The organism is Endozoicomonas sp. PH6C (assembly GCF_059322965.1).
Genome location: NZ_CP185342.1, coordinates 6,764,486 through 6,778,712, shown reverse-complemented (window position 1 = coordinate 6,778,712; position 14,227 = coordinate 6,764,486). Strand labels below are relative to the sequence as shown.

Annotated in this window: 16 protein-coding genes; 9 read left to right on the top strand and 7 right to left on the bottom strand. The window is 47.4% G+C overall.

All coding sequences use genetic code 11. The features are described from left to right. Positions 1-6: 6 nt before the first annotated feature. The 3 genes from ACOMG9_RS24085 to ACOMG9_RS24075 are packed head-to-tail and all read left to right on the top strand — an operon-like array spanning position 7 to position 1,544. A complete protein-coding gene (locus ACOMG9_RS24085) occupies positions 7-621 on the top strand; it encodes an NUDIX domain-containing protein (protein WP_448215146.1) in 615 nt (204 codons plus the stop codon). Then, positions 593-1,192 (top strand): hypothetical protein, encoded by a 600-nt coding sequence (locus ACOMG9_RS24080; RefSeq protein WP_448215147.1) that lies wholly within the window; start codon positions 593-595, stop codon positions 1,190-1,192. The genes ACOMG9_RS24085 and ACOMG9_RS24080 overlap by 29 nt, the downstream gene beginning before the upstream one ends. Positions 1,193-1,202: 10 nt before the next feature. After that, complete coding sequence (locus ACOMG9_RS24075; protein WP_448215148.1) at positions 1,203-1,544, top strand: hypothetical protein; 342 nt, start codon at positions 1,203-1,205, stop codon at positions 1,542-1,544. Positions 1,545-1,549: 5 nt separating this feature from the next. Here the strand turns inward: ACOMG9_RS24075 and def are convergent, their stop codons facing one another. Beyond that, positions 1,550-2,158 carry a peptide deformylase gene (def, locus tag ACOMG9_RS24070; RefSeq protein WP_448215149.1) on the bottom strand — a complete coding sequence of 203 codons (609 nt, stop codon included), beginning with the start codon at positions 2,156-2,158 and terminating at the stop codon, positions 1,550-1,552. 160 nt (positions 2,159-2,318) lie between these two features. On the opposite strand from def, the gene ACOMG9_RS24065 reads away from it, so the two are divergent. The 3 genes from ACOMG9_RS24065 (at position 2,319) to ACOMG9_RS24055 (ending at position 5,996) form a co-directional block, all read left to right on the top strand. Continuing rightward, the gene (locus ACOMG9_RS24065; protein WP_448215150.1) at positions 2,319-3,908 is read left to right on the top strand and encodes an FGGY-family carbohydrate kinase; all 1,590 of its coding nucleotides are present in this window, start codon (positions 2,319-2,321) and stop codon (positions 3,906-3,908) included. A gap of 32 nt (positions 3,909-3,940) precedes the next feature. Then, positions 3,941-5,590, top strand: coding sequence for a hypothetical protein (locus ACOMG9_RS24060; protein WP_494529542.1), 1,650 nt, complete (start codon positions 3,941-3,943; stop codon positions 5,588-5,590). Between the two features lie 136 nt (positions 5,591-5,726). After that, positions 5,727-5,996, top strand: coding sequence for a hypothetical protein (locus ACOMG9_RS24055; protein ID WP_422136151.1), 270 nt, complete (start codon positions 5,727-5,729; stop codon positions 5,994-5,996). Positions 5,997-6,064: 68 nt separating this feature from the next. Here the strand turns inward: ACOMG9_RS24055 and znuA are convergent, their stop codons facing one another. Beyond that, positions 6,065-7,057 carry a zinc ABC transporter substrate-binding protein ZnuA gene (gene znuA, locus ACOMG9_RS24050; RefSeq protein WP_422139433.1) on the bottom strand — a complete coding sequence of 331 codons (993 nt, stop codon included), beginning with the start codon at positions 7,055-7,057 and terminating at the stop codon, positions 6,065-6,067. A gap of 257 nt (positions 7,058-7,314) precedes the next feature. Beyond that, positions 7,315-7,494 carry a hypothetical protein gene (locus tag ACOMG9_RS24045; RefSeq protein ID WP_317144168.1) on the bottom strand — a complete coding sequence of 60 codons (180 nt, stop codon included), beginning with the start codon at positions 7,492-7,494 and terminating at the stop codon, positions 7,315-7,317. A 280-nt stretch (positions 7,495-7,774) separates the two neighbouring features. On the opposite strand from ACOMG9_RS24045, the gene uvrD reads away from it, so the two are divergent. Next, positions 7,775-9,928, top strand: coding sequence for a DNA helicase II (gene uvrD / locus ACOMG9_RS24040; protein ID WP_448215152.1), 2,154 nt, complete (start codon positions 7,775-7,777; stop codon positions 9,926-9,928). Between the two features lie 165 nt (positions 9,929-10,093). Here the strand turns inward: uvrD and ACOMG9_RS24035 are convergent, their stop codons facing one another. From ACOMG9_RS24035 to ACOMG9_RS24020, 4 genes are all read right to left on the bottom strand, one after another. Next, positions 10,094-10,525: a hypothetical protein gene (locus ACOMG9_RS24035; protein ID WP_494529541.1), complete on the bottom strand. Its 432-nt coding sequence runs from the start codon at positions 10,523-10,525 to the stop codon at positions 10,094-10,096. A 25-nt stretch (positions 10,526-10,550) separates the two neighbouring features. Further along, a complete protein-coding gene (locus tag ACOMG9_RS24030; RefSeq protein WP_448215154.1) occupies positions 10,551-11,951 on the bottom strand; it encodes a hypothetical protein in 1,401 nt (466 codons plus the stop codon). A 177-nt stretch (positions 11,952-12,128) separates the two neighbouring features. Further along, positions 12,129-12,950, bottom strand: coding sequence for a glutamate racemase (gene murI, locus ACOMG9_RS24025; protein WP_448215155.1), 822 nt, complete (start codon positions 12,948-12,950; stop codon positions 12,129-12,131). Between the two features lie 20 nt (positions 12,951-12,970). After that, a complete protein-coding gene (locus tag ACOMG9_RS24020) occupies positions 12,971-13,159 on the bottom strand; it encodes a hypothetical protein (protein ID WP_448215156.1) in 189 nt (62 codons plus the stop codon). 52 nt (positions 13,160-13,211) lie between these two features. On the opposite strand from ACOMG9_RS24020, the gene ACOMG9_RS24015 reads away from it, so the two are divergent. Together ACOMG9_RS24015 and ACOMG9_RS24010 are read left to right on the top strand one after the other, a co-directional pair. Beyond that, entirely contained in the window at positions 13,212-13,709 is a 498-nt protein-coding gene (locus tag ACOMG9_RS24015) for a DUF29 domain-containing protein (RefSeq protein WP_448215157.1), read from the top strand. Further along, entirely contained in the window at positions 13,702-14,190 is a 489-nt protein-coding gene (locus tag ACOMG9_RS24010) for a DUF29 domain-containing protein (protein WP_448215158.1), read from the top strand. The genes ACOMG9_RS24015 and ACOMG9_RS24010 overlap by 8 nt, the downstream gene beginning before the upstream one ends. Positions 14,191-14,227 lie beyond the last annotated feature (37 nt).

Genomic DNA, 14,227 nt, shown 5'->3' with positions numbered 1-14,227 from the left:
TGTGCCATGAAATTATCTGGTCTGGGAGTCGAAGACGCTCATGTTGAAAGTGAAGAGCGAGTCTGGTCTGGATTTCTGAAGCTATGCCGATATAAAGTCAGGCATGCCCTTTTTCAGGGGGGGTGGAGTAAGACTCTGGTTCGGGAAGCGGTTTTGCGAGTGCCATCTGTGGGTGTACTTCTCTATGACCCTTTTCTGGAAAAAGTCGTACTGGTCGAACAGTTTCGCATAGGCCCTCTGATGAGCGATGATGACCCCTGGTTGCTGGAAATTGTTGCGGGCATATCCGAGCCGGGTGAATCTCTGGAATCGGTTGCCATTCGTGAAGTGAAAGAAGAAGCCGATTGTGAAGTGAAGCATCTTTTACCGGTATCCAATTTTTACGTCAGCCCCGGCGCAACCAATGAACGTTTCATGCTCTATTGCGGCATTGTTGATGCCTCATCGGCAGGTGGGGTTTACGGACTGCCGGAAGAAGGCGAAGATATCAGAGTGCATGTGTTGGCAGTAGAAGAAGCCTGGCAGATGGTTGAAGATGGTCGTATTTCCAACGCTCCGGCTATCGTTGCCCTGCAATGGTTAAGGTTGAACCATGGAGAACTTAAAGATTATGTTCAATGAAGCCAGGCCCGGATTTTTAATACTGATTCTAACTGCAGTGCTGGCCCTGACAGGCTGTCAGTATGCAGGTTTTAATGACTCAGGTGGTCTGGGTGGTACGGCCGCTTCTTCAGGTCTGTATCGTGAAGGTCTGCCAGGTACCGCTAATTGGGCCGTCCTGCCTTTTATCAATCACAGCGAAGCCTCCAGTATCACTACTCAGGTAGAAAGAATACTGATGGTTAATTTGCCTTCACGGGGTATTGAAGAAGCCCGCTTGTATCCTGAGTCAGAAGTGACGACTGCCTCAAAATCGCTGGAAGCGGCTCATCGCTATCAGAATGGCAAACAGTGGGCTATGCAAAATGATATCAGCTTTGCAATTGCCGGTGAGATTTTCGAGTGGTACTACGATGACAGTGGCAGGCCCAATGTTTCTATGGGACTGACGGTTATTGATATCCGCAGTGGTGAAGTGATCTGGGATATAAACGGTGCCAGTGAAGGCTTGCAGGGTGACGATCTGTTTGATATCAGCCGGGGTTTGATATCCGATTTGCTAGAGTCTTTACCTATCAACCGGCGTATTTAGGAGCAGCAGGATGCTATACGCACTCAAAGATGAGAAAGGTGAAATTCAGGCGGTTGCTGACCAGCCGCTGACTGACGATTGGGAAATCGTCAATCTTGAAGATGAAGCCGTCCATAACTTCCTGCAACGAAACCCGACCATCGGTGGCAAGGTCATGCAGGCGGCGGATGCCGACTTTATCCGGGTACTTGAAGATTTGATTGACCTGCTCATTGATAAGCAGATCATTCAGTTTACCGAGCTGCCAGATCCGGTTCAGAAGAAGTTATTGAACCGTCGCCGGTATCGTGAAGAGTTACGTGATCAGGATGATACGACCCATCTGATTGATGGCGGCGATGAGATCTTCTAGTTTTATCAGCACCTATTAGAAATCTGGCCGCGCGTCGTCTTGCGGGCATTTTCTGTTGGCCAGCCTTCTGCCCATTCTTCCTGATACTCAATCGACTGATTGGGAATTATCAGACTTTTATCTTCCACCCTCACAGGGAAAAGCTTCCCGTTAAGGTGATCCAGTTCATGCTGCATTATCCGGGCAGTAAAGCCTGAAAGGTTGCTTTCCTGCCGCTCTCCGTGTTCGTTATATCCAACCACTGTGATGCTTTCAGGGCGCTCAATCCAGGCTCTCATGCCCGGAACTGAAAGGCAGCCTTCCCAGGTCCAGCAGGTATTTTTACTGAAATCGGTGATTTGTGGATTGATCCAGAATGCAAAAGGGATGTCCGGAGCCTGTGGATATCTGAACCGGTTAAGTTCTGAAATACCAACACTGAGAACACGGGCGGGCCAACCTATCTGGGGGGCGGCAAGTCCTACTCCAAGGGTACTTAATTGCTTCAGCTTGAGAATCTCAAGGTTGTGCTGAAAGTCATCTGAAGTTATTTCTCTGACGTCGACCTGGGGTTGTTCCTGAAACAGCAGAGGGTGGCCCATGAGTAATACATTTGGATCTTGATTCAGTCTCATCACAATAGATTCCGTAATAAAAATACGCTGTCTGTTTTATAGCCTAATATTGATTCAGCAAAATAGCCCGAGGAGCTGTGTGTCTATGTCAGGAACCTATATACGCGCCAAACATTCATCATCCCCGAAGTCATCTGCGAGGGTTCTCTGACAACAACTTATGCAACATTTCTACATAGGCGTCGATGTCGGCTCCGGCAGTGCCCGGGCGGGATTGTTCAATGCAAAGGGAGAGAAAATTGCCCTGGCCGTCAGTCCAATCAGGCAGTTTCGCCCTGCCGCAGACTTTGTTGAACAATCGTCGTCTGATATCTGGGAACAGGTCTGCAAGGTTGTAAGCACCGTTTTGAAGGATTCAGCTATCAATCCGGAACAGGTAAAGGGCATCGGGTTTGACGCAACCTGTTCCCTGGTCTCTGTTGATGCAAATAATAACCCTGTGACCGTTTCGCCCACAGAACGGGATGATCAGAATATCATCATGTGGATGGATCACCGGGCATTAACCGAGGCAGCCGAAATCAATGCCACCAACAGTGAGGTTCTGAAGTTTGTCGGTGGCGAAGTCAGCCCCGAAATGGGACTGCCTAAACTGAAATGGTTAAAACGTCACCTGCCGAAGCATTATGAACGCACTGCACGTTTTTTCGACCTGTCGGATTACCTGGTTTACCGCTCCAGTGGCAAGGACCTTCGGAGCACTTGTACCAAGGTGTGCAAATGGACTTATCTTGCCCACGACCAACGTTGGGATACCTCTCTGTTTCAGCAGCTGGATCTGGAAGACCTGATTGTCGATGAAAAAATCGGTCAGACAATCATTGATCCCGGTTCGCCTGCTGGACAGCTGACTGATGAAGCAGCAAAAGAGCTGGGGCTGACAACCAGTACCATCGTTTCAGTTGGCATGATTGATGCCCATGCAGGAGGGCTTGGCATTATTGGCGACCAGCCTGAATCAACACTGGCCATTATTGGCGGAACTTCTTCCTGTCATATGGCCGTTAGCAGCAAACCTGTCTTTGTTGATGGTGTCTGGGGACCATATTGGGGTGCTATGGTGCCGGGCCTGTGGCTGAATGAAGGAGGACAGTCGGCCGTCGGCTCTCTGATCGACCACGTTATCCGCGACCATGCTTTTTATCCTGAACTCATGAAACTGGCTGAGCAGCAAAAGCGCAGTACATATGAGATTCTGAACCAAGAGGTGGCCCGCCTTGAGTCTGAAAATCCCCATTTTACCGCCCATTTCCATCTGCTGGGCTACCATCATGGCAACCGTTCACCTCGGGCTAACCCTTATTTAAAAGGCATGGTTTCAGGCTTGTCATTAAATGAGGACCTGACCGAACTGGCTAAAATTTACATGGCTGCTATCCAATCAGTGTCCTACGGCACACGTCATATCATTGAGACAATGAACAATGCCGGGCATCAAATAAATCGCATACATATGTGTGGCGGAGTTACAAAAAATCCCTTGTGGCTTCGTGAACACGCTAATGCGACGGGTTGCGAAATCATCCTGAGTAAAGAGGACGAAGCGGTGATCCTTGGTTCTGCCATGCTGGCGGCAACGGCCTGCGGTGATTTTGCCGGGTTAAAGGATGCCATGTCCGCTATGTCATCCACAGGCAAGGTTATCAAACCCCAAACATCAACCCGGGCTTTTCATGATGCCAAGTACAAGGTTTTTCAAGAAATGTTCGAAGACCAGATGAAGTACAAAAACATTATGAGTGAATTTTAATCAGACAAAGACGGCCTAAGGAGGTTTAAATTGTGACTGCTTTAACCCTGACCCTGCCTGAGAAAAGACAACCTGTTGCCCTGCAAAATAAAGAAGTCTTTGTTATTGCAAATGGCGATCTCAGGGATACTGCGAATCAGACATGCTGGGATGTTCAGCAGTCTTTTGAGAGAAAACTGGAGGCGGTCTTGAAAGAGAAGTTTGATTTCAGTGCCCGCCGCGCCCATCCCGTAAAAGAGGAACAGGGACACGGATTCATCAGCAACCAGCGTGAAGGCTCTGATGTTCTGGCCTCGATTAACCCTGAGGCTCCGGTTATTGTGCTGATGACCGCGTGGCAATACTCGCATCACATAGCACCCTCTCTGGTTCATCACAGGGGCCCTATCCTGTTGCTGGCTAACTTCGATGGCACATGGCCCGGTCTGGTGGGGGCATTGTGTATGGCTGGCACCCTGACCAGTCTTGGCAAAGATTACAGCCGCCTGTGGTCCGAAAACTTTGATGATGATTTCTTTTACATGGGTCTGCAAGCCTGGCTGGAAAGCGGACAGATTGAACACGATACCTCCTACCTGAAAGAGATCACCAAAGAACACCCTGTGACTGGCACTGAAGCCGGTAAAATAGGTCAGCAGGTGGGAGAATACATTCTCGAAAACAAGGAGATTATGGGACTTTACGACATGTTCTGCATGGGCATGATGAACGGCGTATTCCCACATGAATGCCTGGTCAGGATTGGTATGCCCATTGAGGCATTATCCCAGTCCGCGCTTTTGCACGACATGAGTCTTGTTTCAGAAGAGCTGCGTGAGGAGTGTTTGCAATGGTATGTCGATCGCGGTATGGCCTTCAAATTTGGTAGCGATGCTGCCACCGAGCTGACCCGCGAGCAGGTAAAAGAGCAGTGCGCCATGATGATTGCCATGGCTCGTGCGACCAAACGTTTTGGCCTGACAAGCGTTGGGGTTCAGTATCAACAGGGTTTGAAAGACAGTTGTGCTGCCTCGGACTTTGCAGAAGGTGCCATCGGCTCAACCGCCCGCTTTCCGATTAAAGACGACAATGGAGACGTGATTTCCGAAGGCAAGCCCATTCCCTGCATTAACGAGGTAGACATGGGGACCGCTATTCCACAAACCATGCTGTTTCGCCTGCTCGACAGTCTGGGTCTGCCATCGGAGACAACGCTGCACGATATTCGCTGGGGCAGTGAGTTTGAAGGTACATTTTATTGGGATTTCGAAATTTCCGGCTCTGTACCTTTCGAACACATCAAGGGGGGAATCGGCGGTGCTATCGGTCACCGACAGCCTGCCATGTACTTCCCCTTAGGCGGCTCTACGGTGAGCGGCCAGAGTAAAGCAGGCAGGTTTGTGTGGGCTCGAGCGCACTATGAGGGTACAGACGTTCACATGCATATCGGTACCGGTACGGCCTTCGAACTGCCTCAGGAAGAGTTTCAGCGTCGTCTTAATGCAACCTGCAAAGAGTGGCCTTTGATGAACTGTGTACTGGACGGAGTGGGTCGTGACGACCTGATGGCGGGTCACCAGAGCAACCATATTTCTATTGCCTATGTGCCGCAAGAAAATCTGAAACAAGTGATTCAGGCATTTGCCACACAAGCCCTGACTCAAAACATACGTGTTCATTTAGCTGGCGATATTGCCATTTGAAACTCTGGCAGAGGTGTGACATTAGGGCCAGCTAATGAATAAGATAATCCTTGAGTAAAGGTTTTATCTGTGGATAACCTGTTAAAAGATGTGGAAAAAACTGTCATTGATGTGTGCATAAATGCAAGGAGGCGTTATGAAACTGGAAAAGTGTCCCTGTTGTCTGGGCGAAGCAGAGTTGGCCAGCATGATGGTTGGGGACACTGAAATGTGGCAGGTGACCTGTTCAAGCTGCGGGTTATCCACAGAGCTGGATGATGACCAGACCTTTTCGGAAGAACGATGGAATCTGCGTCTGGAGCGTTCAAAGTTGAAAATGTGGGTAACCCTGCTGGCTTCCCTGCTGCCTTTTCTGGCAGTAGCCGCGTTTCTTGGTGGCAGTTTTATGGGGCTCAGGCTTCAGTAAATACCCCGATCACCTGTCAATTGCAGGTTCACGGGGCTCTTTTTAACGGGGCTCTTGTTAAATTGTAATTACTGCTTCAGGCAGCTGACGATGGTGTTGGTCAAACTGTCCATAAACTCGATATAACCATCAGGGCCGACAGCGACATCTGTGGCCAGAGGGTCGAGCACAGCAACATGGGCGTTGGTGTCTTCAATGATCCTGTCAATATAAGCAGGCTGGAACTGCGGTTCACGGAAAACGCAGCTATTACCGGCTTTTTTAAGCTTCTCTTGCAGATGAGTCAGATGTTTCGCACCCGGCTGCTGTTCCGGGTTTGCAGTGAAATGATCGACAATATTCAGCTCGTAATGCTTCTGAAGGTAACCATAAGCATCATGGAAAACGAACATGGGCTGATTATGGTAGTCAGTCAGTTTGCTGATGTTGCGCTTATCTGCTGCCTGTACCGCTTTTTTGAATGCGTTGTAATTATCTGTGTATTGCTTTTTATGCCCAGGGTCCAGCTCACTCAGCTTCTCTGACAGGGTTTTGGCTATCGCTATGGCGTTATCGGGGCTTAGCCAGATGTGGACGTCATACTCGCCGTGGTGATGATGGCTTTCCCCGGCATGGTCATCATGGTTCTCATGATCATCATGATCTTCTCCGGCATGATCATCGTGGTTTTCTCCACCATGATTATCATGGTTCTCTTCTTCGCCTTCATTAATTTTCAGAAGCTTTAACTCACTTTCCTGCATTAAAGGCACGGAGGTCGCTTTTATTGAACCTGACAGGGTTTTATCCAGAAAGACTTCCATATCGGGTCCGACCCAGAAAACAAAATCGGCTTCATAAAGCTTTCTGGCGTCTGAAGGCTTCAGGCTGTAACTGTGGGGAGAAGCACCAGCAGGAAGTAACACGTCAGCAGAAGTAACACCTTCGGTGATGGAAGCCGCAATCAGTTGTAAAGGTTTAATAGAGGTCAGTACTTTGGGCGGTTCATTGCTCCAGACCGACAAAGAGAGAAAAAGGCCAGCCAGCCAGAGTATTATCTTTGGTTTTCTTGAGGAAATCATAGGGAGGCAACTGTATTAGTATCTAAAAAAAACGTTATACTATAACACTTCTGGTAGTAAATGCCCGTGTTTTTCTAACAAATCGATTTGTTGTTTGTTTTCTAGCTCGCAAATAAGATGGTTAATGGCTGCTAAACAGACAACGGCAAGAGAGTCAGATTATATCAGGATTGCGATAGAGAAAGCGGTGGGAAAGTAAAATCTGGAATGGTCAGCAAAATCTCAGCCCCTTGATAAGGGGCTGAAAAAATGAATGGTCAAACATCACCCCAGTAGCTGTCGCCGAAGAACGAGCTGAGTTTTTTGGTTTCTTTTCTGTCTTCCAGGGCCCTTCGAATCTGCAGTGCGCGCTTTGAACCTTTATTAGGTAAATCGTCTCGAACAATTTCTTCTTCCTGAAGATAATCTTTCTTAAGCTGTATATCTTTGTTAGCCATGGCGGCACCTCTTTGTTCTTTTTGATTTTTATTGTTTTTATGATGCTTTCTGACAGTTACGAAATTATGAAAAATGTTTGAGAAGAACAAGAGAAAAATACGACAAAGTGTGTGAGATATGTCTCACGGTAGTGATTTTTAGCAGAATTGTCTTAAACCTTCGTCCAAACGAGAGTTTACGACGATGTTGCTAAAACCTTGTACAATTCCTTAACGGCTCTGGTTGCGCATTGAGCAGCCGGACTGCATGGTTTTTATCTAGCTGGAAAGAATGCTGTCTATGGACGTAACCCCTATCATTGACTCCCTGAACGATGCCCAGCGACAGGCGGTCACAAGTCCTCCGGGTTCACTGCTGGTTCTGGCAGGAGCTGGCAGTGGTAAAACCCGGGTACTGGTGCATCGTATTGCCTGGCTGATTCAGGCTGAAGGCATGTCGCCCTACTCCATTATGGCAGTGACTTTTACCAACAAGGCAGCGGCAGAGATGCGAAGCCGTATCGAAGAACTGCTCGGGATTCCACCTCGTGGCATGTGGGTTGGAACTTTCCACGGGCTGGCTCACCGGTTGTTGAGGGCTCACTTTAAGGATGCAGGCTTGCCTGAGAACTTTCAGATACTCGACAGCGATGATCAGCTGAGGGTGATCAAACGTCTGATGAAGGCCATGAACCTTGATGAACAGAAGTGGCCTCCCCGTCAGGCCCAATGGTACATTAACAGCAAGAAAGATGAAGGGCTCAGACCTGACTATATCGATCCGGGTTATGATCCTTTTGAAAGAACCATGCTGGATGTTTACCGGGCTTATCATGACTATTGCAACCAAACAGGTGTTGTTGATTTTGGTGAGCTGCTGCTACGTTCACATGAGCTCTGGCTGAAAAGACCGGATATTCTTCAGCACTATCAAGAGCGATTCCGTTACCTGCTGGTGGACGAATTTCAAGATACTAACGCCATTCAGTATGCCTGGTTGAGGATCTTGACCGGTGATCAGGACAAAATGATGATCGTCGGTGATGACGATCAGTCGATCTATGGCTGGCGTGGTGCCCGTATTGAAAACATACGACAATTCTCAAAAGACTTTCCGAAAGCCCAAACCATTCGTCTTGAGCAAAATTATCGCTCTACCAGTAACATCCTGCGTGCAGCCAATGCAGTGATTGCCAATAACCCGGACAGGCTGGGTAAAGAGCTCTGGACCAGCGGTTATGAAGGAGAGCCCATCCAGCTTTATGCCGGTTTTAACGAAATGGATGAAGCCCGATTTATCACCGATCGTATTCGTGAGGCTTCTGAACAGGGCATGGCTCGCAGTGGTATAGCGATACTTTATCGCTCCAATGCCCAGTCCCGTATTCTCGAAGAAGCCATGCTCAGGGCTTCCATTCCCTACCGAATTTATGGTGGTCAGCGGTTTTTTGAACGGGCGGAAATCAAGAATGCTCTGGCCTATCTGAGACTGGTCAGCTCACCTGATGACGACACTTCCCTCGAAAGGGTTATCAATATTCCTACTCGTGGCATTGGTGAAAAAACCGTTGAAAAACTCCGTGAAACAGCCCGTTCACAGGGCCTGAGTTTATGGGGTGCCGTCAAAACTGTTGTTGCCGCCAGTGCCATTGGTGGCAAAGCCGGTCGTTCTCTGGGTGAATTTGTTGACTTGATAGAAAGCCTGAGTGCTTCAGGTGATGAGCTGAATCTGGGGGAGTTGGCCGACCATGTAATATCCGTCTCTGGTTTGATTGATCATCATGAGAAAGAGAAAGGGGAAAAAGGTCGTGCCAGGGTAGAAAACCTGGAGGAACTGGTCACCGCCTGCAGCGAATTTGATATTGAAGACTTCGATCAGGATGAAGAGACAGAGCCCATGTCTCCGCTGGCAGCATTTCTGGCCCACGCGGCTCTGGAAGCCGGAGACAATCAAGCTGACCCATTTACAGACAGCGTTCAGATGATGACCCTTCATTCAGCTAAGGGTTTGGAGTTTCCGCTGGTTTTTCTTGCCGGTCTGGAAGAAGGTCTGTTCCCCCATAAGATGTCTCTGGAAGAAGGTAACCTGGAAGAAGAAAGACGACTCTGTTACGTCGGGATTACCCGGGCTATGGAAAAGCTCTATCTTACCTATGCAGAGAATCGCAGACTCTACGGGAGTGACACCATGAATCGCCCTTCCCGCTTTATTCGGGAAATTCCCGGCGAGCTGATGCAGGAAGTGCGTCTGGGTGGATCAATTACTCGTCCGGTTTCTGTTCAAACATCTGACCATGGATTGGCTTTAGGCCAGCGTGTTCATCATGATGTCTTTGGTGAAGGGGTGGTCCTGAATTATGAGGGTGAAGGCGGCCAGGCCCGGGTTCAGGTCAACTTTGATTCGGAAGGTTCAAAATGGTTGATGATGGCTTACGCTAACCTGAGTCCGTTGTAGGTATAAGCATCTGGTCAGCGACCTGGATCTTCCCCCGTCTAAAGAGGGTGTCGCAAAACCCTGGTTCCCAAGTTTTCAGACCCTGTGGGTCCCTGCATGGAAACGAGAGCTTTGCGACAGCCTTAATTCAGGTGAGGAGTGCCGCAATTGATTTTGTAGCGTGATTCACAGTGCGTCGTAGTAATCCCCCCACTTTTGTCTGAAAAACACGTTACAGTACTGTAACTCCAATTCTAATGGCGATTCGTTGGTGACATTGACATAAGGGTTAAGTTCCAATGTGACTACTACTGACTCTCCCGCCAGCAGCTTATCGTACAGTGCTCGTTTTCGCCCTTCATTCTCTGAAGCTGGCATTCGTATAATGATATTTTTTTTGCAGTTTGGTGCAGGTATAGGAAAGTATTTTTTGGGCACCAATATTTCAAATTGACCACCCTGGTTAAAACCATAGTGCTCGTTAACCCTGTACTCGCCAGACTTCAGTTCATATTGCATATGATAATAGTCAGAGTATTTGCCCGGGTTTACTTTTATCCATTCTGCATAAGTTATTGCAGTGAATAGCAGCATGAATAGGGTTAAAATTCTGTTCATAAGTATCTGGCCAGTTACTTAATGATCATTTGGTGTCAAGCATAATTACATCATAACCAGGAATAAACTCGCCCTCAATAAGATGATGGTGATGGTTTTTTCGCAAATTGCGAACATAATAGATAATACCAGCAGCTATAGTAGTTAAAACGAACCCCACGGGGATTCCAACGGCGATTCCTGTCTCTATTCCCTTACTGTAATCTCGTGATAATTTTTTCCAGTCGGGGTTGGGATAAAGACACTCCTGTTGAGGCGGTTCTTGAGATATTGGCTGATGTATAGCGATGGGTGAGTTGAGTCTATTGGCAAGATCTGCTTTTTGGGTTCTGGTATCTCCGGGATAGAAAGTATGCGTTTGCGAAAATGGGCTTTGGGTGGATGCTTCTACCACCTCAGGGTCGGAGAGATTTGCTTTGACAACCAGGTCTGTGGTTAGCGTGTGGAAAGTTTTTAGAGAGCGTGTCACTTCTATATCACAAAGATAACGACCAGCATCAGTTAAATTGACTCCGTGCATAGTCACAGCGAAGGTGTAGTTTCCAAGATTGGAAAGATCCAGTGAAATATTTTTCAGATTGGAAAAACTCAGCGATGTGTTTCCCGGACTGGAAAAATTCATCGGTACTTGTCTTTCGGCATTTTCATAGGAAATACTTTCTGCCTTGTCTTTCTGCCAATAAAGGTAGGTTTCGATACTGCCATTTTTTTGCTGGGGGCCAAAGCGAACCGAATCCAGTGATGGTATCTCATTATCAACAGTGGGGTTGAACCTATACTGGAATCTGGCTTCATTGCCCTCAAGAACAGCAATGTTTGGATTCACTGGCCCATGATGAATGTGTCTTAGTTCAAGATCGCAGCTGAACATAACTGGTGGGAAGGAGTCATAACGGATGCGTGCGCCATAAAATCCGGCCTCTTCTGGCTGTACATCCTTAAAAAAGATTTTCAGATTAGCGCCTGCCGCATCTCCTTTGTAAGAATAAGAAAACCGTCCTTCGTAACCTTTTCTTGTATCCAATGTATGATTTTCTAACTTCATCATAAAAAAATCGACCCACTTATATTGACGATTCCAGAGCCCAAACCAAATCTCCTCTTTTTCATCAAAATTCCCTGTCGGGCAAGGGCCATGATCAATCCTGACAAAAAGAACAACTGTGCCTTTAAAATATTCATGCAACTGTGGCTCAAACTGACAGCTACCTTCGCAAGTTTTAAGATTTTTGGCATCTGCAAAGCCGCTATTTTGATTGTCAGGACGGTTAATAGCGGAGTGGAGAACAAACATGGTTGCCAGAGATTGTAGCCAGGAATTAGAGTTTAAATATGGAGAAGAACGGGCATAAGGTGAAACAAGTGGCAGCATGATGAGCATCAACACCAGACTGTAATTTGAATATCTTAATTTTTGAATAAACATAACATCGCCTTTCAGGTATCAAATGGATTGAAAACTGCTGATTGGTTTTTGACAGATAATGAACTCATGGCATTGAGCGTAGACGAGAATCCGGATCACAGCAGGCAGGCAAAACAGACCCATGTATCCTTTGATGCATGCCACTGAGTATTACAACATTTCTGAGAACTTTGATTGTCAGCCTGACGGGGTAATCCCGGTCAGGCAGTCCAGACAGGTTATTTCCGAAAAATTCATGGCTTCCAGGGCAGGCAGCAATGATGTGACTGATTTGTTTGAGCCCGTATAAAGGAAGCGATGTTCAACAGGCCCTTCATGATGGGAATAATGCACCTCCAGCAAAGAGGCCACTCTGCGGGCGATAGCTTCACCGGAATCAATCCAGGTAACGGGGGCGGGTACGACAGAATCCAGAAGTTCCTGAACCAATGGAAAATGGGTGCAACCCAAAACGATACAGTCTGGCCAGTTAGTGCCATTGAACAGCGGTTCAATAATCTTTTTCAGATCATCAGGGTTTATTTTTTCACCGCGCAGATGTTGTTCAGCAAGGTGCACCAGTTCACTACTGCCTACCCGAATCACCTCACAGTCTCCTGCGAATTCATGGATCAGCTGACTGGTATATTCTCTTCCAACGGTTCCCGGCGTGGCCAGAAGGCCAATGCAGCGTTTTTTTGAAGTCTGGCTGGCAGGTTTGATGGCTGGCACAACGCCAACAACAGGAATTTCGAGCAGCTGGCGGGCCCTGGGCAGAGAAACTGTGCTGGCTGTATTGCAGGCGATGATGGCCAGGGAGGGGTGAAAGTTATTAACCAGCCGTGACAGGCAATGAAGAGTTCGGTCAACCACATCATTTTCAGACTTTGGGCCATAGGGAAAACCTTCACTGTCAGAGCAGTAAATCACGGACAGAGACGGCAGTTTCTCCCTGACTTTCTGGTAGATGCTGAGACCTCCGACTCCGGAGTCAAAAATGACGATAGGCTTCTGTTGCATAAGATGACAGAGGTACCGGTTCAATGAAAATAAACAGCATAGACTAGAGCCTTTGTTTCTCTTTGAAAATAGTTGCTTAAACTTAGTTTCTGCATCCCCATCATTTGTTTTCGATACTGACGGTTCTCCTTGGCATCAATGGCCGAATTGACCAGTCCAAAACCACGGGCAAAGCCCCCGGCAAAGGCATCTGTGCTTTGGTAATTCATTTTGATTCCCTTCTGCTATTTGCCTACAGTGGAAGGGCAATGGAGGTGATTTATGGAAAACCTATACAAAACCGATTACACCCAATGGCTCAGCAAGCAACGGGAGTTACTGGCTCAGCGGCAATTTGACCAGCTCGACATAGACAATCTTCTGGAGGCGATGGAGTACGAGATGGGCAACAGTATCAAGGCTTTTGAGTCTCATTTAACTATCTTGTTGCTGCATCTACTCAAATACGATTATCAGAAACGAGTGTTAAAAGACCCTTGGGTGGAAAGTATGGTAGCCCATTTATGGGTCACTAGTATTGGGCAATCAAGAGTTCAGATCAATCGCCATTTAAAGGGTGACCGCTGTCTGGAATCCAAGGCTGATGAGCTGATAACCGACGTTTATCAAGATAGCAAAAAGCTTGCAGTTAAGGAGATGAATCAACACGCCCGTAGTGAAAGCCAGAAACTTGATAGAAGCAGCTTCCCAGACCAATGCCCGTGGACCTTTGAACAGATCATGACAGAAGACTGGCTACCGGAGACAGACAATGACTGATTTATACAGAACTGACTACCACAAGTGGCTAGGACAGCAACGGGATTTGCTAGCCCAGCGACAATTTGACCAGCTTGACATCGACAATTTGTTGGAGGCTATGGAGCTACGAATGGGGGATTATGCCGATAATCTGGAATCTCATCTTGTTACTCTGGTATTGCACTTACTCAAGTATCATTACCAAACCTTTGTTATTAACCCAAACCTGTATGAACCCAAGACTTTTAGAAGCTGGTTTATCAGTATTTCCAATGCACGTAACGACATTAGTGATTTAATTAAAAAACACCCACACCTACAACCCCGGCAGGACGAGTCTTTATCAAACAGTTACCCTAAAGCTAAAAAAAGAGCTATCGAGCAGATGAACCTATTCATAACCAACAAACGTTATCTTGTGAACAACAACAGCTTTCCAGACCAATGCCCATGGACGTTTGACCAGATTATGACAGAAGACTGGCTCCCCGACGACTAAAACAGCGCAGCAGCCCCAATCCCCGCCACCGTCCCAA

What these genes read in the sequence shown, in the direction of transcription:
- ACOMG9_RS24085 (WP_448215146.1), top strand. Translation starts at nt 7, where the DNA reads ATGAAATTATCTGGTCTGGGAGTCGAAGACGCTCATGTTGAAAGTGAA.
- ACOMG9_RS24080 (WP_448215147.1), top strand. Translation starts at nt 593, where the DNA reads ATGGAGAACTTAAAGATTATGTTCAATGAAGCCAGGCCCGGATTTTTA.
- ACOMG9_RS24075 (WP_448215148.1), top strand. Translation starts at nt 1,203, where the DNA reads ATGCTATACGCACTCAAAGATGAGAAAGGTGAAATTCAGGCGGTTGCT.
- def (WP_448215149.1), bottom strand. Translation starts at nt 2,158, where the DNA reads ATGAGACTGAATCAAGATCCAAATGTATTACTCATGGGCCACCCTCTG.
- ACOMG9_RS24065 (WP_448215150.1), top strand. Translation starts at nt 2,319, where the DNA reads ATGCAACATTTCTACATAGGCGTCGATGTCGGCTCCGGCAGTGCCCGG.
- ACOMG9_RS24055 (WP_422136151.1), top strand. Translation starts at nt 5,727, where the DNA reads ATGAAACTGGAAAAGTGTCCCTGTTGTCTGGGCGAAGCAGAGTTGGCC.
- znuA (WP_422139433.1), bottom strand. Translation starts at nt 7,057, where the DNA reads ATGATTTCCTCAAGAAAACCAAAGATAATACTCTGGCTGGCTGGCCTT.
- ACOMG9_RS24045 (WP_317144168.1), bottom strand. Translation starts at nt 7,494, where the DNA reads ATGGCTAACAAAGATATACAGCTTAAGAAAGATTATCTTCAGGAAGAA.
- uvrD (WP_448215152.1), top strand. Translation starts at nt 7,775, where the DNA reads ATGGACGTAACCCCTATCATTGACTCCCTGAACGATGCCCAGCGACAG.
- ACOMG9_RS24035 (WP_494529541.1), bottom strand. Translation starts at nt 10,525, where the DNA reads ATGAACAGAATTTTAACCCTATTCATGCTGCTATTCACTGCAATAACT.
- ACOMG9_RS24030 (WP_448215154.1), bottom strand. Translation starts at nt 11,951, where the DNA reads ATGTTTATTCAAAAATTAAGATATTCAAATTACAGTCTGGTGTTGATG.
- murI (WP_448215155.1), bottom strand. Translation starts at nt 12,950, where the DNA reads ATGCAACAGAAGCCTATCGTCATTTTTGACTCCGGAGTCGGAGGTCTC.
- ACOMG9_RS24020 (WP_448215156.1), bottom strand. Translation starts at nt 13,159, where the DNA reads ATGAATTACCAAAGCACAGATGCCTTTGCCGGGGGCTTTGCCCGTGGT.
- ACOMG9_RS24015 (WP_448215157.1), top strand. Translation starts at nt 13,212, where the DNA reads ATGGAAAACCTATACAAAACCGATTACACCCAATGGCTCAGCAAGCAA.
- ACOMG9_RS24010 (WP_448215158.1), top strand. Translation starts at nt 13,702, where the DNA reads ATGACTGATTTATACAGAACTGACTACCACAAGTGGCTAGGACAGCAA.